Below are 18,941 nucleotides of genomic sequence, written 5' to 3'. Positions count from 1 at the left end.
CGGCGAAGGCGGCGAGCAGCAGCATGAACACGAACAGGTTGTCCACCGAGAGGGACTTCTCGACCAGGAACCCGGTCATGAACTCCAGCGCCCGGCCGGCGTCGAACGCCCGCCACAACCAGAGCCCGAACACCACCGGCAAGGTCAAGTAGAACACCGACCAGCCGATGGCCTCGCGCATCGACACCTCGTGCGGGCGGTGGGTGACCGCGAAATCGGCGACCAGCAGCACCACCAGGGCGGCGAGGCTGACCGACCACAGGCCCACCGACCCGATGGACTCCACCGGACTCGCCGGCACTGCCGCTGACAGGGGCACCGGACCTCCCCGAACAGTCGACGTCCGAGGTCTCCTTCACCCCTGGGTCGGGGTGGCCTCCCGGGGACACCGATCGAGGTGTCCGTACTGACCGGGCAGGCACTTGGGAAGTACTCCCCTCGGCGCCCAGTATCTGCCCCGCGCCGCCACCGCGTAAAGACCCGGTGAAGCGAGGCTCGTAGCTCGATTGGGTAAAGGCACCACCACTCCGGGCACACGCGGACCGTGGTCCGGATACCCGACCCTCCCGGTTCCGCGACCGGTGCGGTCCGGGTGTCCGCCGGTCACCCACCGTGACACGGGTCGGCGGCCGTGACCGGCTCGGTCCAACCTGAACACCCACGAGTGGCCGATCCCGACCGTCCCCGCCGGACGGGTCGCCGGATCCACGTCCCACGGCTACATTGCCCGGAGGTCAACAGCGCTCGACGGGAGGACAGCCGATGTCTCCCAACGGAATCGGCGTCGGACACCACCAGGACGTGCCCGGTCGGGTGAGCCCCGGTGGTCCTCCCGTCCGGCGGAGCCGGCGGCGATGAGCGGCGTCGTCCGTCCACCCGGGACGTACCCCGGCGCGCTGCCGCTGCTGGGGCACGCACTGCGGATGAAGCGCAACCCCGGTTCCTTCCTGCTCGAACTCCAGTCGGGCGAACCGGTCGTCCGGATCAGGCTGGGGCGCGAGCCGATGTACGTCGTCAACGACCCGGACCTGGTGCGCGACGTCATGCGTCGACCCGACGCGTTCGCCAGGGGCGGCCCGATCGCCGAGCGGTTCCGGCAGATGTTCGGCAACGGGTTGGGCATCTCGGACGGTCCCTTCCACCGGCGGCAGCGCAGGTTGATCCTGTCCGCGTTCCACCACGGGCGGATCGCGGACTACGTCGCCGTCATGAGCGGGCACGTGGAGGACAAGGCCGCCTCCTGGCGTGACGGCCAACGGGTCGCGGTGCACGAGGAGATGGACGAACTCGCGCTGGCGAACATCGTCCGGGTCATCGTCGCGGACGGTGCCACGCTGGACCGGGCGCGGTTCATGGCCGCGACCGCGGTGGTGCTCGGCGGGCTGTTCCGGCGGATGACCGGCGCGGGCGCGGTGTTCACCAGGCTGCCGACGCCGGGCAATCGCCGCTATCGGGAAGCGGAGGCGTTCCTCCGGCGGACGATCGAGGCGGTGGTCGACGACTACCTGGCGACCGGGACCGATCGCGGCGACCTGCTGTCGAAGATGGTCCTCGCCCGCGACGACGACGGCCGACCGGCCATGAGCGACCGGCAGCTGCACGACGAGGTCATGACCTTCCTGATCGCGGGCAGCAACACCGTCAGCAACACCTTGTCGTGGGCCTTCCACGAGATCGGTGCGCACCCGGACGTCGAGCGCCGACTGCACGAGGAGGTCGACCGGGTGCTGGCCGGCCGAACGGCCACCTACCAGGACATCGACCGCCTGGAGTACACCCGGCGGTTGATCACCGAGACGCTCCGGCACCGGACGCAAGGGCTGTTCCAGAGCCGAGTGGCCACAGTGGACAGTCGACTGGGCGGGTACCACGTCCCCGCCGGAGCCGTCGTGCTCTACAGCGCCTACGCGCTCAACCACAACCCCCGCATCCACGCCGACGCCGAGCGGTTCGACCCGGACCGGTGGCTGCCCGAGCGCGTCGACCCGGTGGCGCGCGGCGCCTTCCTGCCCTTCGGGACCGGGCTGCACGGGTGCCTCGGCGAAGGGCTGTCCCGGGCGGAACTCACCGTCTCCCTGGCCACGATCGCCGCGCGCTGGCGGCTGGTGCCGGTGCCCGGCCACCGCGTGCGGCCGAAGCCCGCCGTCACGATGCCGGTGAACGCGTTGCCCATGATCGCGCACAGCCGCGGTGTCGGCTCTCGTGCCGATGGCCTCGCGGTGGCCCGGGAAGATCCCGGCCACGGCTGATGCACTCGATCGGGGTGAACCGCCCCGCAGCGGCGGGTTCGCGGTATCCCGGTGCGGTAACGTCCCGGGGCGCAGGTTGTGGGTCACCTCCAGAAGGAAGAGCGATGGGCAACTCCCGCCTCGAACTGTCTCCCGTGGTCAACACGACGATGCTGATCCGCAGGCCACCCGCCGAGGTCTTCCGCGCGTTCACCGATCCCGAGGTCACCACCAAGATCTGGTTCACCAAGAGCAGCGGTCCGGTCGAGCCCGGCGCGGAACTGCGGTGGACGTGGGAGATGTACGACCTGTCGGTCACGGTGCGGGTGAAGGAGTTCGAGCAGGACCGCCGATTCGTCATCGAGTGGCAGAACGGGCCGCTGCCGACGACGTGGGAGATGCGGTTCACGCCCTACCCGGACGACACGACCAAGGTCGACCTCACCGAGACCGGGTTCGGCGGGGACGACCCCGAGGCGGTCGTCGCCTGGGCTCTGGGCTCGATGGGCGGGTTCAGCGAGGTGCTGGCCGCCGCGAAGGCGTTGCTGGAGCACGACATCGTGCTGACCCTCGTGGCCGATCGGCACCCTGACGGCATCGGCGGGAGCTGAGCGCGCCACCCGGATCCCGGCTGACCAGTGGGAGGTTCGGTGTCCACCGTGAGTCAGGCGCTGCGCGAGGCCTCTGACGCGGACGTCGGCGTCACGCCCCGTCGCGGCGGGATCTTGACGATGGTCGGCGCCGGGGACGTCGACCACCTCGACCCGGCCCTGGCCTACCACACGGTGACCAGGGGCATCCTGCGCGCGTACACCAGGCAGCTCGTGGGGTACGCCGCCAGTCGGGACCGCGTCGAGGCGGGGAAGCTCGTCGCGGACCTGGCCACCGAGGTGCCGACCGCGGCGAACGGGCGGCTCACCGGTGACGGGACCCGCTATGCGTTCACCCTCCGCGACGGCGTCCGGTGGCACACCCCGAGCGGCTCCCGCCCGGTCACGGCCTGGGACGTGGTGCGCGGCATCAAGCGCCTGGCGCACCCGATGGCCAACAGCCCCGGGCTGGCCTACTACCTCAACGCCATCGAGGGCATGGCGGAGTTCCGCGACCTGCTCGCCGACTCGCCCCGCACGGTCGAAGCCGTCGCGGACCGGTTGGAGCACACCGCGATCAGCGGTGTCGTCGCGCTCGACGACACCGAAGTCCGCTTCACCACGCGGTACCCGATGTCGGACTTCCTCAACATGCTGGCCCTGCCGTTCGCCTCACCCGCGCCGCGGGAGTACCTGCGCTTCGCGCCGGGCAGCCCCGAACTGGACCAGTCCGTCATCTCCAACGGCCCCTACCGGCTCACCGAGTACCGGCCCGGCGAGCGGATCGAGCTGCGCCGCAACCCGGCCTGGGACCCCGGGACCGACCACCTGCGGGCCGCACACGTCGACGGCATCGTGATCAGGCAGGGCCTGGTCGAGCGGGAGTCGCACGACCTCGTCGCCCGAGGCGCGGCCGACATGCTCTGGGACGTCCAACCGCTCACCGAGGAACTCCCCGCGCTGCTCGCCACCGACGACCCCCGCCTGGAGGTGTGCCCCGCCGGGCTGCTCAGCCCGTACATCGTGGTGAACTTCGCCAGTGCGGCCGAGGACGGCGCCACCGGCAAGCAGGCCGTCCGCACCGCCCTGCAGTACGCGGTGGACAAGGCGGCGGTGTCACAGGTGTGGGGCGGCCCCAGGCTCAACGACATCGCGGGCCAGGTGCTCCCGCCGCTGTGCCTGGCCCACCGCGAGAGCGACCCCTACGCGACCGATGGCGGCCGGGGCGACCCGGAGCAGGCCCGCCGGCTGCTCGCCGAGGCCGGTTATCCGGACGGCCTCACCCTGCGGCTGGTCTACCGCGACCGGGACATCCACCCGGCCACCGCCGAGGCGGTGCGCGCGGCACTGGCCCGGGCAGGCATCCGGGTGCGGCTCGTCCCGGCGTCGATCAACCAGCTGTTCTCGGAGTTCCTGTCCTCGTCGTCCGCGCGGTCGCAGGACTGGGAGCTCGCGCTCACCGGCTGGGAACCGGACTGGTACGGCAACAACGCCCGCACCTACCTCCAGCCGCTGTTCGACAGCCGCGACGTGCCGCAGGACGGTGACTGGGGCTCGAACTTCGGCCGCTACCGCAGCGAGCGGGTCAACCGGCTGCTCACCGAGGCCTTGACCTGTGCCGACGAGGAGCGCGCGGGCGAGCTGTTCCGGGAGGTGGAGGCGGAGGTGCTGCGGGACGGGGCGATCGTGCCCGTCCTGTTCGCCCACCAGTACTGGTGGCACTCCACGAGGGTGCGCGACTGGCTGCCCTACCCGGTGCTCAACGGTGACCTCACCAACCTCTGGCTGGTGGATGCGGACGAGTCGACCTCGGGCTGAGCACGTTCGGCGAGCTGTTCCGCAGGCGCGGGCACTACCTGGTGGGGCTGTCGCACTCCGTTTTTCGGTGTGGTCACGGGAGATCCGGCTCCACCATCGCGTGAAGTTGACCAGTGGATCTTGGGGGTGCCCTGGTGCTCTGGTAGGCAGGAATCACGGTGTCAATCATGTCCGGGAACGGTGATTCCGGGGCGTTGGAGGAGTGATGCGGCTTCCGGGCTTGCTTTTACCGGCTCCGGGGTGACGACGGCGGTCGCGGCGCGACTGCGGTTGCCGCCCCGGATGGCCGACTTCTCGCGTCGCGGCTTTCGGACCGACCTCCCGGCACAGCGCGCCGTCCTCGAACGGCACGCCCGGAACTTCCTCGCCGGGTTCAACCTCGCGGTGCGGTCGTGGCGGGAACCGCACGAGCCGCTGAGCCGGGTGGACGGTGAGGAGCGCGGGTTCGCCTACGAAGGCGCCGCCATGTTCGCCGGGCTGCTCGACCTGGCCACCGCCGGCCGGGCGCGCGCACTCGACCGACTGCTCGCCGGGCCCGGTGACGCGTACGCCCACCTGGTGCACGTCGGCGCCGGGTGGCTGTTCACCGCGGCACGCGTGCCGGTGGTGCCGCGCCTGCCCGGTACGTCGCTGCTGCGCTGGCTCGCCGTCGACGGCTCGGGCTTCGGCGAGGTGTACTTCGGCGGCACGCCGGCGCTGCTGCGCCGGGCCGCGCGCACCCCCGGAGCGGTGTGGCAGGCCCGCCTGGCCGGGTGCGGGCGCGCGCTGTGGTTCGCCCAGTCCGCCTGCCCTTCAGGGGTTGCCGAGGTGATCGGTCGCACGCCCCCGGTCGCGCGACCGCAGCTGTGGAGCGGCGTCGGGCTCGCCGCCGCCTACGCGGGCGCGGTGGACGAAGCGGCGCGCACCGAACTGCTCGACCTGGTCGGACGGCACCGGGCGCACTTCGCGCAGGGCGTCGTCTTCGCGGCGGGCGCCCGGGTCCGCTCGGGGATCGTGCCGCGGCACACGCGCGACACGTGCGCGCAGGTGCTCGGCGTGACCGCCGAAGAGGCCGCCCGCTGGGCCGACGAGGCCTGCGCCGACCTGCTCGATTCCCCCGACGTGCGGGCGTACCTGGAGTGGAAGGCGCGGCTGCGCGACCGGATTGCCCGAGACCTGAGCTGACCGTTCGTCAGGAGGACCGATGGGTGCGACGGTGACCGCTGCCGCGCGCAAGACCTTGTCCGTGATCGCCGTGGTGGCCGTCTGCGCCGCCGCCGGCCTGATGGTGGTGCGGCCCAGCCTCGGCGACGAGACCTCCGTCGCCGCCCGGTTCGCGTTCACCGCGCTGAACCTCAACGAGACGCCGGTCGGCGCGCGGACCGAACGCGCCGTCGCGCCGGAACTGCACGACATCCGCGCCTGGATCTCCTCGGTCGGCGCCGCCGTCGCGCTGGCGGACGTGCGCGGCACCGGCCGCGCGGCCGACGTCTGCCTGGTCGACCCGCGCGACGATTCGGTGACGTTGCGCCCGGTGCCGGTCGGCGGCGGCGCCACCTACGCGCCGTTCGAGCTGCGCCCGGACGGCCTGCGCTACGACTCCACGATGGCCCCGATGGGCTGTGTCCCGGCCGATCTGGACGAGGACGGCGACGTGGACTTCGTCGTGCACTACTGGGGTCGCTCGCCGGTCCTCTTCGTCAACACCGGCGGTGTCGGCGCGCCCACCCGGTTCCGGGCCGACGAGCTGATCGAGCCGATGGCGGTGTGGAACTCCGGCACGCTCAACGTCGGCGACATCGACGGCGACGGGCACCTCGACCTCCTGGTGGGCAACTACTTCCCGGACGGCGCCCGCATCCTCGACCCGACCGCGTCCGACGAGACCCGCATCCAGATGCAGGACTCGATGTCCCTGGGCCGCAACGGCGGCACCAACCGCATCCTGCTGACGCGGCCCACCGGAGCCGCCGACCGCAGGCCCGCCATCGTGGACGCGAGCGTGGCCCTGACCGGTGACGCGGCCCAGTCGTGGACGCTGGCCACCGGCCTGCAGGACCTGACCGGTGACGGGCTCCCGGAGGTCTACCAGGCCAACGACTTCGGGCCGGACCAGCTGATGGTCAACCACTCGGTGCCCGGCGCGGTGCGCCTGCGGGAGGTCACCGGTGCCCGCGACCTGGTGACGCCGAAGTCCGAGGTGCTGGGACGCGACTCGTTCAAGGGCATGGGCGTGGCGTTCACCTACCCGGGCGGCGCGGGCCTGCCGATGATGGTCGTCAGCAACATCACCGTCCCCTACGGCCTGCACGAGAGCAACTTCGCGTTCGTCCCGGTGGGCAGCCCGGACGACCTGATGGCGGGGAAGGTGCCCTTCACCGAGCGCAGCGAGGCCCTGGGCCTGGCCCGCGCCGGCTGGTGCTGGGACGTCAAGGCGGGCGACTTCGACAACGACGGCGTCGACGAGCTGGTCCAGGCGAACGGGTTCCTCAAGGGCGAGGTCAACCGCTGGCCCGTGCTGCAGGAGCTGGCGATCGCCAACGACGAGCTGCTGCGCCACCCCGCGGCGTGGCCGCGCTTCGGTCCCGGCGACGACCTGTCCGGCCACGAGCCGAACCGGTTCTGGGTCCGCGACGGCGACGGCCGGTACTTCGACCTGGCGGACCGGGTGGGCGCCGCCTTCCCGGACAACACCCGTGGGCTGGCGGTCGGCGACGTCGACGGTGACGGCCTGCTCGACGTGCTGGTGGCCAACCAGTGGGAGGACTCCGTGCTGCTGCTCGGCGGTAAGGGCGGCCCGGCCGCGGACCTGCGCCTGGTGCGCCCCGGCGCGGTCGAAGGCAGGTTCGTCGACGCCATCGGCGCGCAGGTGGAGCTGCACCACCCCGACCGGCCGCAGAAGGCCCAGCTGTACCCGGCGAACGGGCACAGCGGGGTGTCCGCCGCCGAACTGCACTTCGCGCTGCCCGGCAGCGGTGCGGTGCGCGCCACCGTCACCTGGCGGGACGCCTCCGGGACGCACCGCGCGGACGTCCTGGTCACGCCGGGGCACCGCACGGTCGAGCTCGGGCCCGGCGCGACGGCGGTGGCGCGATGACGGCGACACGCCTGGACGGCGCCGGCCTGGACGAGCCGGCACTCGTCGCACCGGGTGAACCCGGACTGACCCCCGACCAGCGCCGGGTCAAGGCGCTGACCCGGTTCGCGGTCTCGATCACGGTGTTCAACGTCATCGGGCACGTGTTCCTCGGGTTCGAGCAGGCGCCCATCACCCCGATCGTGGCCGTCCTCGCCGGCTACGCGTCCGCGTTGTGCTTCGAAGCGCTCGACGCCTGGGCGTTCGGCAGGCGGGCCGAGTTCGCCAAGGGCAGGCGGGCGTTCGTGGTCTTCCTGCTGCCGGCCCACATCACCGGCCTGGCGACCGCGATGCTGCTGTGGGGCAACGCCTCCGTGTGGCCCTACATCTTCGCGATCCTGGTGGGCAACGGGTCGAAGTACGTGGTGCGGCTGCGCGTCAACGGCAGGCTGCGGCACGTCCTGAACCCGTCCAACACGGGCATCGCGGTGGTCCTGGTGCTGTTCCCTTGGGTGGGCATCGCACCGCCCTACCACTTCACCAGCAACACGGCCGGCGCGATCGACTGGCTGCTGCCGCTGGCCGTGCTCGCGGCGGGCACCGTGATCAACCTCAAGCTGACCGGCCGGATGCCGCTGATCGCCGGTTGGCTCGGCGGCTTCGTGGCGCAGGCGCTGCTGCGCTGGTTGCTGCTCGACCACGACCTGCTCGCCGCGCTGGCGCCCATGACGGGGCTGGCGTTCATCCTGTTCACCAACTACATGATCACCGATCCCGCCACGACCCCGAACGCCACGCGACAGCAGGTCGTCTTCGGCGTCACGGTGGCCGCGGTCTACGGCGTCCTGGTGGTGTCGGGCATCTCCTTCGGGCTGTTCTTCGCCTTGGTGATCACCTGCGTGCTGCGCTGCCTGGTGCGGCTCCTCGGCACCGGCCTGCGGGGCGCGGTCGGGGCCACCCCGTGAGCAGCGGGGAGTCGGTCGCGGTGGTCGGCCTCGCGTGCCGCTACCCGGACGCCGACGACCCTGCCGGACTGTGGGAAACGGTGGTCGGCCGACGCCGCGCGTTCCGCCTGCTGCCCGACCGGCGGCTCGGTGCCGGGTACCGGGGGACGGAGGCCGACCAGACTTACGTGACCCACGCGGGGCTGCTGCGCGGCTGGGAGTTCGACCGGCACCGGTTCGAGGTGCCCGGCCTGCTGTTCCGCACCGTCGACCAGACGCACTGGCTGGCGTTGCAGACGTGCGCGGAGGCGCTGTCGGACGCCGGGTTCCCCGACGCCGCCGGGCTCGACCGCGACCGTGCCGGTGTCGTCCTGGGCAACTCGCTCACCGGTGAGTTCTCCCGCGCCGCCCAGCTGCGGTTGCGCTGGCCGTTCGTCCGGCGCGCGGCGGCCTCCGCGCTGTCGGGCGCGGGCGTGGCCGACGAGCAGGCCGAGCACGCCTTGGCACTGCTCCGCGACCTCGTCCGCGACCCGTTCCCGGAGCCGGGCGACGAGACGCTGGCGGGAGCGCTGTCGAACACGATCGCCGGCCGCGTCTGCAACCACTTCGACCTGCACGGCACCGGCTACACCGTCGACGGCGCGTGCTCGTCGAGCCTGCTGGCGGTGATCACGGCCTGTCGCGCCCTGGCGTCCCGCGAGCTGGACTTCGCCCTCGCCGGCGGGGTCGACCTCAGCCTGGACCCGTTCGAGCTGGTCGGGTTCGCGCGGCTGGGCGCGTTGGCCGAGGGCCGCCGGATGAGGGTGTACGACGCCGAGCCCACGGGTTTCCTGCCGGGCGAGGGCTGCGGCGTGGTCGCGCTGATGCGTGCCGACGACGCACGCCGGGCAGGGCTGCGGGTGTACGCCGAGGTGTCCGGGTGGGGCACGTCCAGTGACGGGTCGGGCGGCTTGACGCGCCCGGAGACCTCGGGCCTGGTGCGCGCGATGGAGCGGGCGTACGCGATGGCCGGTGTCGACCCCGCGTCGGTCGACCTCGTGGAAGGGCACGGCACCGGCACCGCGGTCGGCGACCGGGTCGAGCTGTCGGCGCTCAACCGCTTCCGCGCCGGTGCGGCCACGCGTGCCGCGCTCGGCTCGGTCAAGGCCAACGTGGGGCACACCAAAGCCGCGGCCGGTGTCGCCGGGTTGATCAAGGCGGCACTCGCCCTGCACCACCGGGTGCTGCCGCCCACCACCGGGTGCGAGGACCCGCATCCGCTGGTGACAGGCCCGAACAGCACCGTGCGCGTGCTCGCCGGGCCCGAGCCGTGGCCGGACCGGGCGCCCGTCGCGGGCGTGTCCGCGATGGGGTTCGGCGGCATCAACGCGCACGTCGTGCTCTCCGGGGGTGGTGGCTCCGGCGTCGTCCCGGAACCGGTGCTGCGGTGGAGCAGGCCGTTGCCGGCGCACGAGATCGTGCTGCTGACCGCTCCGGACCGCGACGAGCTGGCCGCGCGGCTCGACGTCCTGGCGGCCAAGGCGGGCTGCCTGAGCGCGGCGGAACTGCACGACCTCGCCGCCACCCGGTACCGCGCGGCGGCTCACGACCACCCGTTGCGCTGCCTGCTCGTGAGCGATTCCCCCGAGCGGCTGGCGCGGGTCGCGGAGCGCGCGTCGCGGCGCGTGCGGGAGTGGGACTCGACCCTGCTGGTCGACCGCGAGGAGGGGTTCGTGCTCGCCCGCGGGGTCGCACACCGGGTCGGGCTGCTGTTCCCCGGCCAAGCGGCGCCGGTGCGCGCCCACCTCGACGACTGGGCGCGCGACCTGGCCGTGCCCGGGATCCCCGATGGCGTGCGGCTGCGCGACGGCGCGACGGCCACCGCCGTCGCGCAGCCCGCGATCGTCCGGCAGTCCCTCGCGGCCCTGGCCCTGCTCGCCGAGCTGGGGTGCGACGCGGTGGCCGCGGTCGGGCACAGCCTCGGCGAGATCACCGCGCTCGTGTGGGCGGGCGCCCTGTCCGCCGAGGAGGGCCTGCGGCTGGCCGCCACCCGTGGCCGGGTGATGGATGAGCACGGCCGTGCGGGCACCGCCATGGCGAGCATCGGCCTGCCGCTGGCCGCGATCGAGGAACTGGCCGGCAGCACGCCGTTCGTCGTCGCCGGGCTCAACGCACCCGACCACGTCACGATCGCGGGCCAGGCGGCCGACGTGCGGCAGGTGGCCGAACGCGCGGTGCGGGCCAAGGCACGGGCCAAGGTGCTCGCGGTGTCGCACGCGTTCCACACCGAGGCGATGCGCCCGGCCGCGGCGCCGTTCGCCGAGGAGCTGCGCCGGGTGCGGCTGGGACCGCCGCTCCGGACGGTGTTCTCCACCGTCACCGGCGACCGGCTCGACCCGGGCACCGACCTGCGCTCGCTGCTGGTCGACCAGCTCACGGCGCAGGTCCGGTTCGCCGACGCCCTCGCCGCCCTGACCGCGGAGTGCGACCTGCTGGTCGAGACCGGGCCGGGCACCACGCTGACCTCGCTGGTGACCGGGCTCCCGGCGGTCTCGCTCGACCCGGGCGGCTCCGGGCGCGAGCACGCGATCGCGCTCGCCGCGCTGACCGCGGTGTCCGCGTGCGACCTGGGCCGGTGGTTCGGCGACCGGGCACACCGCCACCTCGACCTGGACACCCCGATCACGCTGCTGGCGAACCCCACCGAGACCGAACCGGCACCCGTCGTGCGGCCACCGGAGCACGCGCCGACCGTGGACACGGACCCGGTGCGGGTGCTGCGCGCCCACCTCAGCCGCACGCTGGAGCTGCCGCTCGACGGCATCCGGCCCGACCGCAGGCTGCTCGCCGACCTGCACCTGAACTCGTTGCAGGTCGTCCAGCTCGTCGCCGAGGCCGCGGACCTGATGGGCAGGCGGGTGCCGGTGCTGCCGCCATCGCTGGAGACGATGACCGTGGGCGAGCTGGCCCTGCTGGTCGCGAGCAGGCCACCCGTCGACGAGACCACCGACGCGGTGGACGGCGTCCGCCCGTGGGTGCGTTCGTTCGAGCACCGGTGGGAGCCGTGGACCCCGATGGCGCCCGCCGGCGAGGTGCGGTGGACCGTGCCCGCCGCGGCGCCCCGATGGCTGCACGACGCGGCGCGGAGGTCCGGGACCGAGGGCGCGGACCGCGACGGCCTGGTCGTGTGGCTCGGCGACGACGCGGAGGTCTCGGCGGTGGCGGACGCGGTGCGGACCATCGGCGCGCACCGGCCGGACCTGCTCGTCGTGCTGCACCACGGCCACCCGGCCGCCCCCGCCGTGGCGAACAGCGCCGCGGTCGAACTCGCCTCGTGCACCGCGACCTCGATCGAGCTGCCCGTGGGCGCCCGTGACGTCGACCTCCGCCTGGCCTGGATCGGCGGACCGCTGCGGGTGGACGCGGCGGGCGGCGTGCGGCGCGAGGTCACGACGGTGCGTCCGGCGGCACCGGGCGGGCCGCTGCCCGTAGGCCCCGGCGACGTCTGCCTGGCCTCCGGCGGTGTGGACGGCATCACGGCGCGCTGCGCGGAAGCGCTGGCCCTGACCACGGGCTGCACGCTCGTGTTCGTGGGGCGGTCACCCCGGGAGGCGCCGCGGGTGGCGGCCGGACTGGTCGCGCTCGACCGGCGGATCACCGCCCACTACGTCGAGTGCGACATCACCGATCCGGACCGGCTGCGGACCGCGGTCGCGGCGGCCGAGGCGCACGGGCCGGTGCGCGCCGTGCTGCACGGCGCCGCCGTCAACGAGCCGCGACCGCTGGGCGCGGTCACCGGGGCGACGCTCGCCGCGACCCTCGCCCCGAAGGTGACCGGGCTGCGCAACCTGCTGGCCGCCGTGGCGGAGCCACCCGCGCTGCTGGTCGGGTTCGGGTCGATCATCGGACGGCGCGGCCTGCCGGGCCAGGCCGAGTACTGCGTCGCCAACGACTGGCTGCGCGCGGATCTGGAGCGGTGGTCCGCCGCGAACCCGGCGTGCCGCACCAGGGTGTTGGAGTGGTCGGTCTGGTCCGACGTGGGCATGGGTGCGCGGATGGGGGTGCTGGACTCGTTGCGCGACCGGGGGATCACGCCGATCGACCCGGCCGAGGGGGTGGCGGCGATGCTCGCCGCGCTCGCCGACGAAGGCGCGCCGGTGACCCAGCTGGTCGCCGGGAGGTTCCCGGACGGTCCGACGCTGTCGGTGGCGGGGCCGCCGTTCGCACCGCTGCGCTTCTCCGCCGCCCCTCTCGTCCGCGTCGCGGGGGTGGAGGCGGTCCTCGGGCCGGTGGTCTCCACCGGCAGCGACCCCTACCTGGACGACCACCGCGTGGACGGTGTCCCGGTGCTGCCCGCCGTCGTCGGGCTGGAAGCGATGGCCCAGGCCGCGGCGGCGGTGGTGGGCGATCGGGAGAGCTGGGAGTTCACCGACGTGGAGCTGTCCTCGCCGGTGATGGTGAACCCGCACGAACCGCGGGCGCTGCGCGTGGCGGCGCTCGCCCGTGACGAGGCCGGGTCCCCGGTGGACGTGGTGCTGCGCGACGGTTCGGACGGCTTCGCCACCGATCGCCTCCGCGCCGTGGTCCGGTGCGCCCCGCCCGCGCCGCACGGCACCGCCGCGACGACCACACCGCCACGGCGTGACGGGCCGCACGGGTTCTACGGGCCGCTGCTGTTCCACACCGGACGCATGTGCCGCCTGGTCGACTACGAGCACCTGTCGGCCTTCCGGGTCCGGGCGTGGGTCCGGTCCGGACCGGAGCACTGGTTCTCCGAGCACCACGCGCCGCGGTTGCTGTTGGGCGACCCGGGCGTGCACGACGCCGGGATCCACGTGCTGCTGGCGTGCCTGCCGCACCGCAGGGCGCTGCCCGTCGCGGCCGAGCGGCTGGTGGTGTGGCGGCACCCCACCGGCATGGTGCTGGTCACCGCCGAGGAGCGGTCGCACGACGGCGACGACTACGTCTACGACCTGCGTCTGTCCGATCAGGACGGTGCGCCGGTTGCCCGGTGGGACGGCCTGCGGCTGCGCGCGTTCGGCGACCGGCCCTGGGCCGGACCCGTGCCCGCGCGGCTGGTCGGTCCGCTGCTGAGCCGGCGGCTGTCCGAGCTGGGCATCGCCGACCGCCTGGAACTGGAGAGCACCGAGGACGGCGTGGTCGCCCGCGGTGACGCGCCCGCGGGCGTCGGCTGGGCCGGTGACAGCCGGACCGCTGCCGCGCGGGCGTTGCTGGACCTGGGGCTGCCCGGTGACGCCGAGGTGGTGGTCGACCGGACCACCGACGACGGGGTCTTGGTCGGTGGGACCGACGCTGCTCGGGTCGTCACCTTCACCGGTGCGCGGACCGTCGCCGTCGCCCTGCCCCGGAGGTGTGAACGCGGTGCGTGAGTACCACTGGCGGCACGTGGTGACCTTCGACGAGACCAACCTCGTCGGCAACGTCTACTTCGCGCAGTTCCTGCACTGGCAGGGGCACTGCCGCGAGATGTTCCTGGCGCGGCACGCACCGGGGGTGCTCAAGGAGTTGAGCTGCGGTGCTCTCGTGCTCGCCACCACGTCCTGCTCGATGGAGTACTTCGGGGAGTGCTTCGCCTTCGACGAGATCGACATCGCGATGACCCTGCGCGAGCGGTGGGACAGCGGGCTGCGGATGGCCTTCGACTTCCGCCGCGACGACCGGCTCGTGGCCCGCGGCGAGCAGACCGTCGCCTCGCTGCGCCGGGTCGGCTCAGGTGTCGAGCCCGTCACCGTCCCCGACGAGCTGGTCACCGCGCTGGCGCCGTACGACCTCACGCGCGGGACCACGTGAAGGCGTGTCGTCCCGCACCGCCCGCTGCTCCTGCCCGGCCTCGGGGAGGGAGCGCCCGGCAGCGGCCAGCGCCGCCAGGTACGACACCTCGTCGTGGCGCGGCACCATGTCGGCCTCCGGGATGGCTATCGGAAAATCAACTATCAACGACCGTAGCGCGACGGCGGTGCGGTGTGCTGCCACGATCGGGTCGACTTCCAACACCACCGAACGGCAGGAGGTTGACGGTGCGTTGCCCTGTAATGCCAACGGATTACCCGACACACGCCTGTGTTGTGAAGCCGGAGGTGACCATCGCGCCGACGCGGGACCATCACCAGCGGAAGTATAGCTTTTCGTAGCTTGTGGACCGTCTCGCCCACGTCCGCGTGGCGGGACAGACGCTGGAGGTAGTGCAGTGAGCAGCACCCGGGAGACCTACGAGTCGCTGAACCTCGAACCGAAACCCATCCGACCGCACATCCTCGCCGCGGCGACCGTCGTGTTCGGCGAGGACTACTACGCGGGCCGGCGGGAGACCATCAACCTGTCCGGCTTCGTCCAGCTGAACAAGTGGCCCATGCCGGGGTTCGAGCACCGGGTTGACGAGAAGGGCTATGCGGAGTTCGAGACCGAGCTCATCAGCGCGCCCGAGGTCGGCATCAAGGGCTTCAGCTACGAGCTCGACGACCGCATCCAGGTCCTGTCCAACCCGTTCCTGCCCAACACGGGCCACGTGCGGCAGATCGTGCCGGGCAAGAACTTCCCGGCCGAGTTCTACATCCGCCGCTTCGGCATCCTGGAGACCAGCACGCTGCGCCTCGCGCACCGCAACGTCATCGACATCTACGGCGTGGTGGACCACGTACCGCCGTTCAAGAAGCCGCTCACCGGCCCGTACCTGGGCAAGCCGCGCGGTGACGGCCCGTTCGAGGTGGTGCAGGCGCCCAACGTCGCCCGCGGCACGACGTTGCCCGAGGCGTGGTACCCGGCCGACGACGAGAACCAGCCGGTCGGCATCACGCCGACGGTGTTCTTCGCCCCGAGCGCGGGCCCCTGCATGTCGATGCTGGTCGACCCGTCGATGATCATGCAGGTGTCGCTGGAGGGCAAGATCGAGGTCGAGGTGAACGGCAAGACCGTGCACGTCGACCTGACCGGCGACCACCGCAAGGCCGCCGGCACGGAGATCCTGTTGTTCGGCCCGGAGAAGCACGCCGAAGGCGTCGGCGTGCTGGCGCAGATGGCGCGGCTGGCCGTCGTGGGCCACTGCCCCGAGCTGGGCGGCCGGGTCATGCTGCGGGCGAGCTGGCCGCGGGTGTCCGGCGGCACGCTGGGCGAAGGTTCCGAGGAGAGCCTCAGCCGCGTCAAGTTCCCGGGCGCGCTGCACCTCGACGCCGAGTTCGAACTCGTGACACCGGCGGGCACCCTTTATGCGGCGAACTCGGTGCACGTCAACGGTAACCTCACCGACATGGGTGCGACCGGCACGGAGCTGTCGATGGACGGCGCGGACGCCGCGCTGCTCACCACCGACGACGAGGTGAAGGCACGGCTCACGGGCGTGCAGCTGGTCATGCGCGACGCGTTCGTCGGCGAGCACGCCGCGGTCAACGTCTGACCGCGCACCGACCGTTTTCGGGACACACCAGTCGTTCCACCGGACGGCCGTCCGGTGGAACGCCCTCCCAGGAAGGCGCCCATGGACCAGCGGCTCCTAGTCATGCACCAGGTGATGCTCGCGGACCGTCCTCGATTGAGCGCCTACGACCGGGCCCTGGCGTCGGCGATCACGGCAGGTGACGTGGTCGCCGACGTCGGCGCGGGCACGCTCGTGCTGTCGATGCTGGCCCTGCGGCACGGAGCCGGGCACGTCTACGCCATCGAGGCCGACCCGACCATGGCCGCGGTGGCCGAGCGGATCATCGCGGACAACGACCTCGGCGACCGGGTGACCCTCGTCCAGGGGGACGCGCGGGCGGTGAGGTTGCCGCGCCGCGCCGACGTGATCGTCTCCGAGATGATGGGCAACCTCGGCCCGGAGGAGCAGATGGTCGAGATCCTCGACGCGGTGGCCAGGCGCAACCTGCGCCCCGGCGGCTCGGTCGTGCCACGCCGCCTCACCACCGAGCTGGTCGCCATCGAGTTCGACGGCGAGGGCTGGGGCACGTGGGGCGACGTCCTGCCCGGCTACCGCTTCCACGCCGTGCAGGAGTTCGTCGAGCCGCACGCCCAACTGCACTTCTTCCAGCGCGAGCCCCGGTTCCTCAGCGCGCCCGCCCGGCTCGGTGACGACGTGGTCGGGCAGGGCACGACGGCCAAGCCGCGGCGCGACCTGTGCCTGCCGGTGCACCGCGACGGCCGCCTCCACGCCGTCATGGGGTACTTCACCGCCGAACTGGCCGATGGCGAGCTGCTGTCGAACTACCCGTCCTACCCCGGCTGCAACTGGGCGGTCTGGGTCTGGCCGCTGCGGCACACCGACGTGCGGGCGGGCGACGAGGTCCACGTGACCGTGGTGCCGCCGCGCGGGCGCGGGCAGGAGCGCGACGCCACGGCGTGGAGGCTGGACTGCCGCATCGTCCGGGCGGGGAGGCGGTGATGCCCTTCGCGGCGGGCACCGTCCGCGACATCCCGGTGCACGGCTTGAAGCTGTGCGGCCTGACGTGGACCGGGGAGTTCCTGATGTTCTCCGAGGCGGTGTCCAACCAGATCATGGCGCTGGACCCGTACAGCGGCGAGGTGGAGCGCCGCATCCCGTGCCCCGAGGTGCGCACCGACCTGACCACGGTGGGCGGCAACCTCGTGCAGGTCGTCGGTGACCGGCGGGCCCTGCGGGTGATGGACCCCGCCACGGGCGACGAGGTCGGGGAGATACCCAACCCGAGGCCGGGCAACGTGCTGTGCGGGCTGGAGGCCACCCGCCACGGCATCTGGCTGGGCTACGAGGACCTGCGGCGCATCGACCTGCGCGGCTACGGCGACCTGGAGCTGCTGGACACCTTCGCGGTCTCCGGGAGGCCGGCGGGCGTGACCGTGTCGGACAACTACCTGGCCTACGCCGATCACGCCGCGTCGACCATCACCATGGTGGACATCGACGAGCGGCGCGAGGTGGCGTCGTTCTCGGTGGCGGGCAACCCGACCGGCCTCACCTGGGACGGCACCCGCGTCTGGTACTGCGACTACACGACCCTGCAGCTGCGGGCCATCGAGGTACCGGGTGTCGACAAGGGTTGAGCGGGACGGGGACGGTCCGCCCGGGTCGCTCGCGCTCGCGCTGCGGCTGGGCGGGATCGTCCTGATCGCCGCGGTGACGCTGGTCCCCGTCCTGGTCACGGGGCCGGTCGTGGCGCTGGCGCGCGGGGGAGAGGCCGCACGGCGGCACGCGTGGTCGCGGCTGACCACCCTGCTGACGCGGCTGGGTCCCGCGTTCGTCAAGGCAGGGCAGGTCCTGGGCACCCGGCGCGACGTGCTGCCGGCCGCGATGTGCGACGAGTTGGCGACGTTGCGGGACGCGGTCGCGCCGCTGCCCGCGTGGCGGGCCCGGGAGGTGTTGGCCGAGGTCTACGGCGATGAGGTCGACACCCTGTTCGCCGAGGTGGACTACGCGGCGGTCGCCAGCGGCAGCATCGCGGGCGTGCACCGCGCGCGGTTGGCGTCTGGCCGCGAGGTGGCGCTGAAGCTGCGCAGGCCCGGCATCGAGCGGGTGATGCGGCTCGACCTGCACCTGGTGCGGCGCGTCGCCGGGCTGGTGGCCGGGCTGCCGCCGTTGCGCGGTGTCCCGGTGGTGGAGGTCGTGGACGCCATGTGCGCCGCGGTGCTCGGCCAGCTGGACTTCGACCGCGAGGCGGCGAGCCTGGCCCGGCTGCGCGCGGAACTGGCCGTGGTGCCCAGGGTGTGGGTGCCGCGAGTGGTGCCGGAGGCGTGCCGACCGCGGTGCATCGCCATGGAGTTCATCCCGGACCTCGACGTCGACGCGGCGGCACGCTGCTCGCCCGCCGCCCGCCGGAAGTTCGCCGCGTCCGGGCTCACCGCCATCTACGAGATGCTGTTCGTGAACGGCTTCGTGCACTGCGACCTGCACCCCGGCAACCTGTACTTCACCGAGTCGGCCCAGGTGGTGGTGCTCGACGCGGGGTTCAGCGTCCAGTTGAGCGAGCGGCTGCGCCTGCTGTTCGCCGACTTCTTCCTCAACATGGCCATCGGTGACGGCGACAAGTGCGCCGCGATCGTGGTGGAGAGTTCCGCCGAGGTGCGCCCGGACGCCGACCTGCCCGGTTTCCTCGACCGGATGGCCGACCTGGTGCGGCGCAGCCACAAGCTGTCCGCCCGCGAGTTCAGCCTCATGGCCTTCGCCACGGAGATGTTCGACCTCCAGCGCAGGCACGGCATCCACGCCGCGTCCGAGCTGATCTTCCCCCTGCTCTCGCTGCTGGTCATCGAGCCGACGATCCGCGAGCTCGACCCCCAGGCCGACTTCCAGGAACTCGCCCGTCCAGTGCTGATGAAAGGTCGGTTCAGCTCCCGCTGACCG

At 72.8% G+C, this 18,941-nt stretch carries 12 protein-coding genes and 1 pseudogene; 12 read left to right on the top strand and 1 reads right to left on the bottom strand.

Going from position 1 to position 18,941, the window contains the following annotated elements; translation table 11 throughout:
- A pseudogene (locus B0I31_RS39215) lies at nucleotides 1-319 on the bottom strand (TerC family protein); the annotation flags it as partial.
- Between the two features lie 535 nt (nucleotides 320-854).
- Here B0I31_RS39215 and B0I31_RS39210 point away from each other — a divergent pair.
- From B0I31_RS39210 to B0I31_RS39160, 12 genes are all read left to right on the top strand, one after another.
- Nucleotides 855-2,249, top strand: coding sequence for a cytochrome P450 (locus B0I31_RS39210; RefSeq protein WP_106620444.1), 1,395 nt, complete (start codon nucleotides 855-857; stop codon nucleotides 2,247-2,249).
- Nucleotides 2,250-2,353: 104 nt separating this feature from the next.
- The gene (locus tag B0I31_RS39205; RefSeq protein WP_106620443.1) at nucleotides 2,354-2,839 is read left to right on the top strand and encodes an SRPBCC family protein; all 486 of its coding nucleotides are present in this window, start codon (nucleotides 2,354-2,356) and stop codon (nucleotides 2,837-2,839) included.
- 39 nt (nucleotides 2,840-2,878) lie between these two features.
- The gene (locus tag B0I31_RS39200; RefSeq protein WP_219911010.1) at nucleotides 2,879-4,636 is read left to right on the top strand and encodes an ABC transporter substrate-binding protein; all 1,758 of its coding nucleotides are present in this window, start codon (nucleotides 2,879-2,881) and stop codon (nucleotides 4,634-4,636) included.
- 240 nt (nucleotides 4,637-4,876) lie between these two features.
- Nucleotides 4,877-5,800, top strand: a complete 924-nt coding sequence (locus B0I31_RS39195) for a DUF1702 family protein (protein ID WP_146174124.1) — start codon at nucleotides 4,877-4,879, stop codon at nucleotides 5,798-5,800.
- Nucleotides 5,801-5,819: 19 nt separating this feature from the next.
- Entirely contained in the window at nucleotides 5,820-7,712 is a 1,893-nt protein-coding gene (locus tag B0I31_RS39190; protein ID WP_106620441.1) for a CRTAC1 family protein, read from the top strand.
- Nucleotides 7,709-8,656, top strand: coding sequence for an enediyne biosynthesis protein UnbU (locus B0I31_RS41085; protein WP_181320770.1), 948 nt, complete (start codon nucleotides 7,709-7,711; stop codon nucleotides 8,654-8,656). Before B0I31_RS39190 ends, B0I31_RS41085 begins: the two co-directional genes overlap by 4 nt.
- Nucleotides 8,653-14,004 carry a type I polyketide synthase gene (locus tag B0I31_RS39185; RefSeq protein ID WP_181320769.1) on the top strand — a complete coding sequence of 1,784 codons (5,352 nt, stop codon included), beginning with the start codon at nucleotides 8,653-8,655 and terminating at the stop codon, nucleotides 14,002-14,004. The genes B0I31_RS41085 and B0I31_RS39185 overlap by 4 nt, the downstream gene beginning before the upstream one ends.
- On the top strand, nucleotides 13,997-14,425 hold the full coding sequence (locus B0I31_RS39180; protein ID WP_106620451.1) for an acyl-CoA thioesterase: 429 nt from the start codon (nucleotides 13,997-13,999) through the stop codon (nucleotides 14,423-14,425). The genes B0I31_RS39185 and B0I31_RS39180 overlap by 8 nt, the downstream gene beginning before the upstream one ends.
- Nucleotides 14,426-14,822: 397 nt before the next feature.
- Nucleotides 14,823-16,025: a DUF6004 family protein gene (locus tag B0I31_RS39175; protein WP_106620439.1), complete on the top strand. Its 1,203-nt coding sequence runs from the start codon at nucleotides 14,823-14,825 to the stop codon at nucleotides 16,023-16,025.
- 81 nt (nucleotides 16,026-16,106) lie between these two features.
- Nucleotides 16,107-17,006, top strand: a complete 900-nt coding sequence (locus tag B0I31_RS39170) for a class I SAM-dependent methyltransferase (protein ID WP_106620438.1) — start codon at nucleotides 16,107-16,109, stop codon at nucleotides 17,004-17,006.
- On the top strand, nucleotides 17,006-17,644 hold the full coding sequence (locus B0I31_RS39165; RefSeq protein WP_106620450.1) for an NHL repeat-containing protein: 639 nt from the start codon (nucleotides 17,006-17,008) through the stop codon (nucleotides 17,642-17,644). The genes B0I31_RS39170 and B0I31_RS39165 overlap by 1 nt, the downstream gene beginning before the upstream one ends.
- Nucleotides 17,628-18,938 (top strand): ABC1 kinase family protein, encoded by a 1,311-nt coding sequence (locus B0I31_RS39160; protein WP_245950796.1) that lies wholly within the window; start codon nucleotides 17,628-17,630, stop codon nucleotides 18,936-18,938. Before B0I31_RS39165 ends, B0I31_RS39160 begins: the two co-directional genes overlap by 17 nt.
- Nucleotides 18,939-18,941: the final 3 nt, after the last annotated feature.

This window comes from Saccharothrix carnea, from assembly GCF_003014735.1.
GTDB classification, from domain to species: domain Bacteria; phylum Actinomycetota; class Actinomycetes; order Mycobacteriales; family Pseudonocardiaceae; genus Actinosynnema; species Actinosynnema carneum.
This window is presented reverse-complemented; position numbering and strand designations above follow the sequence as displayed.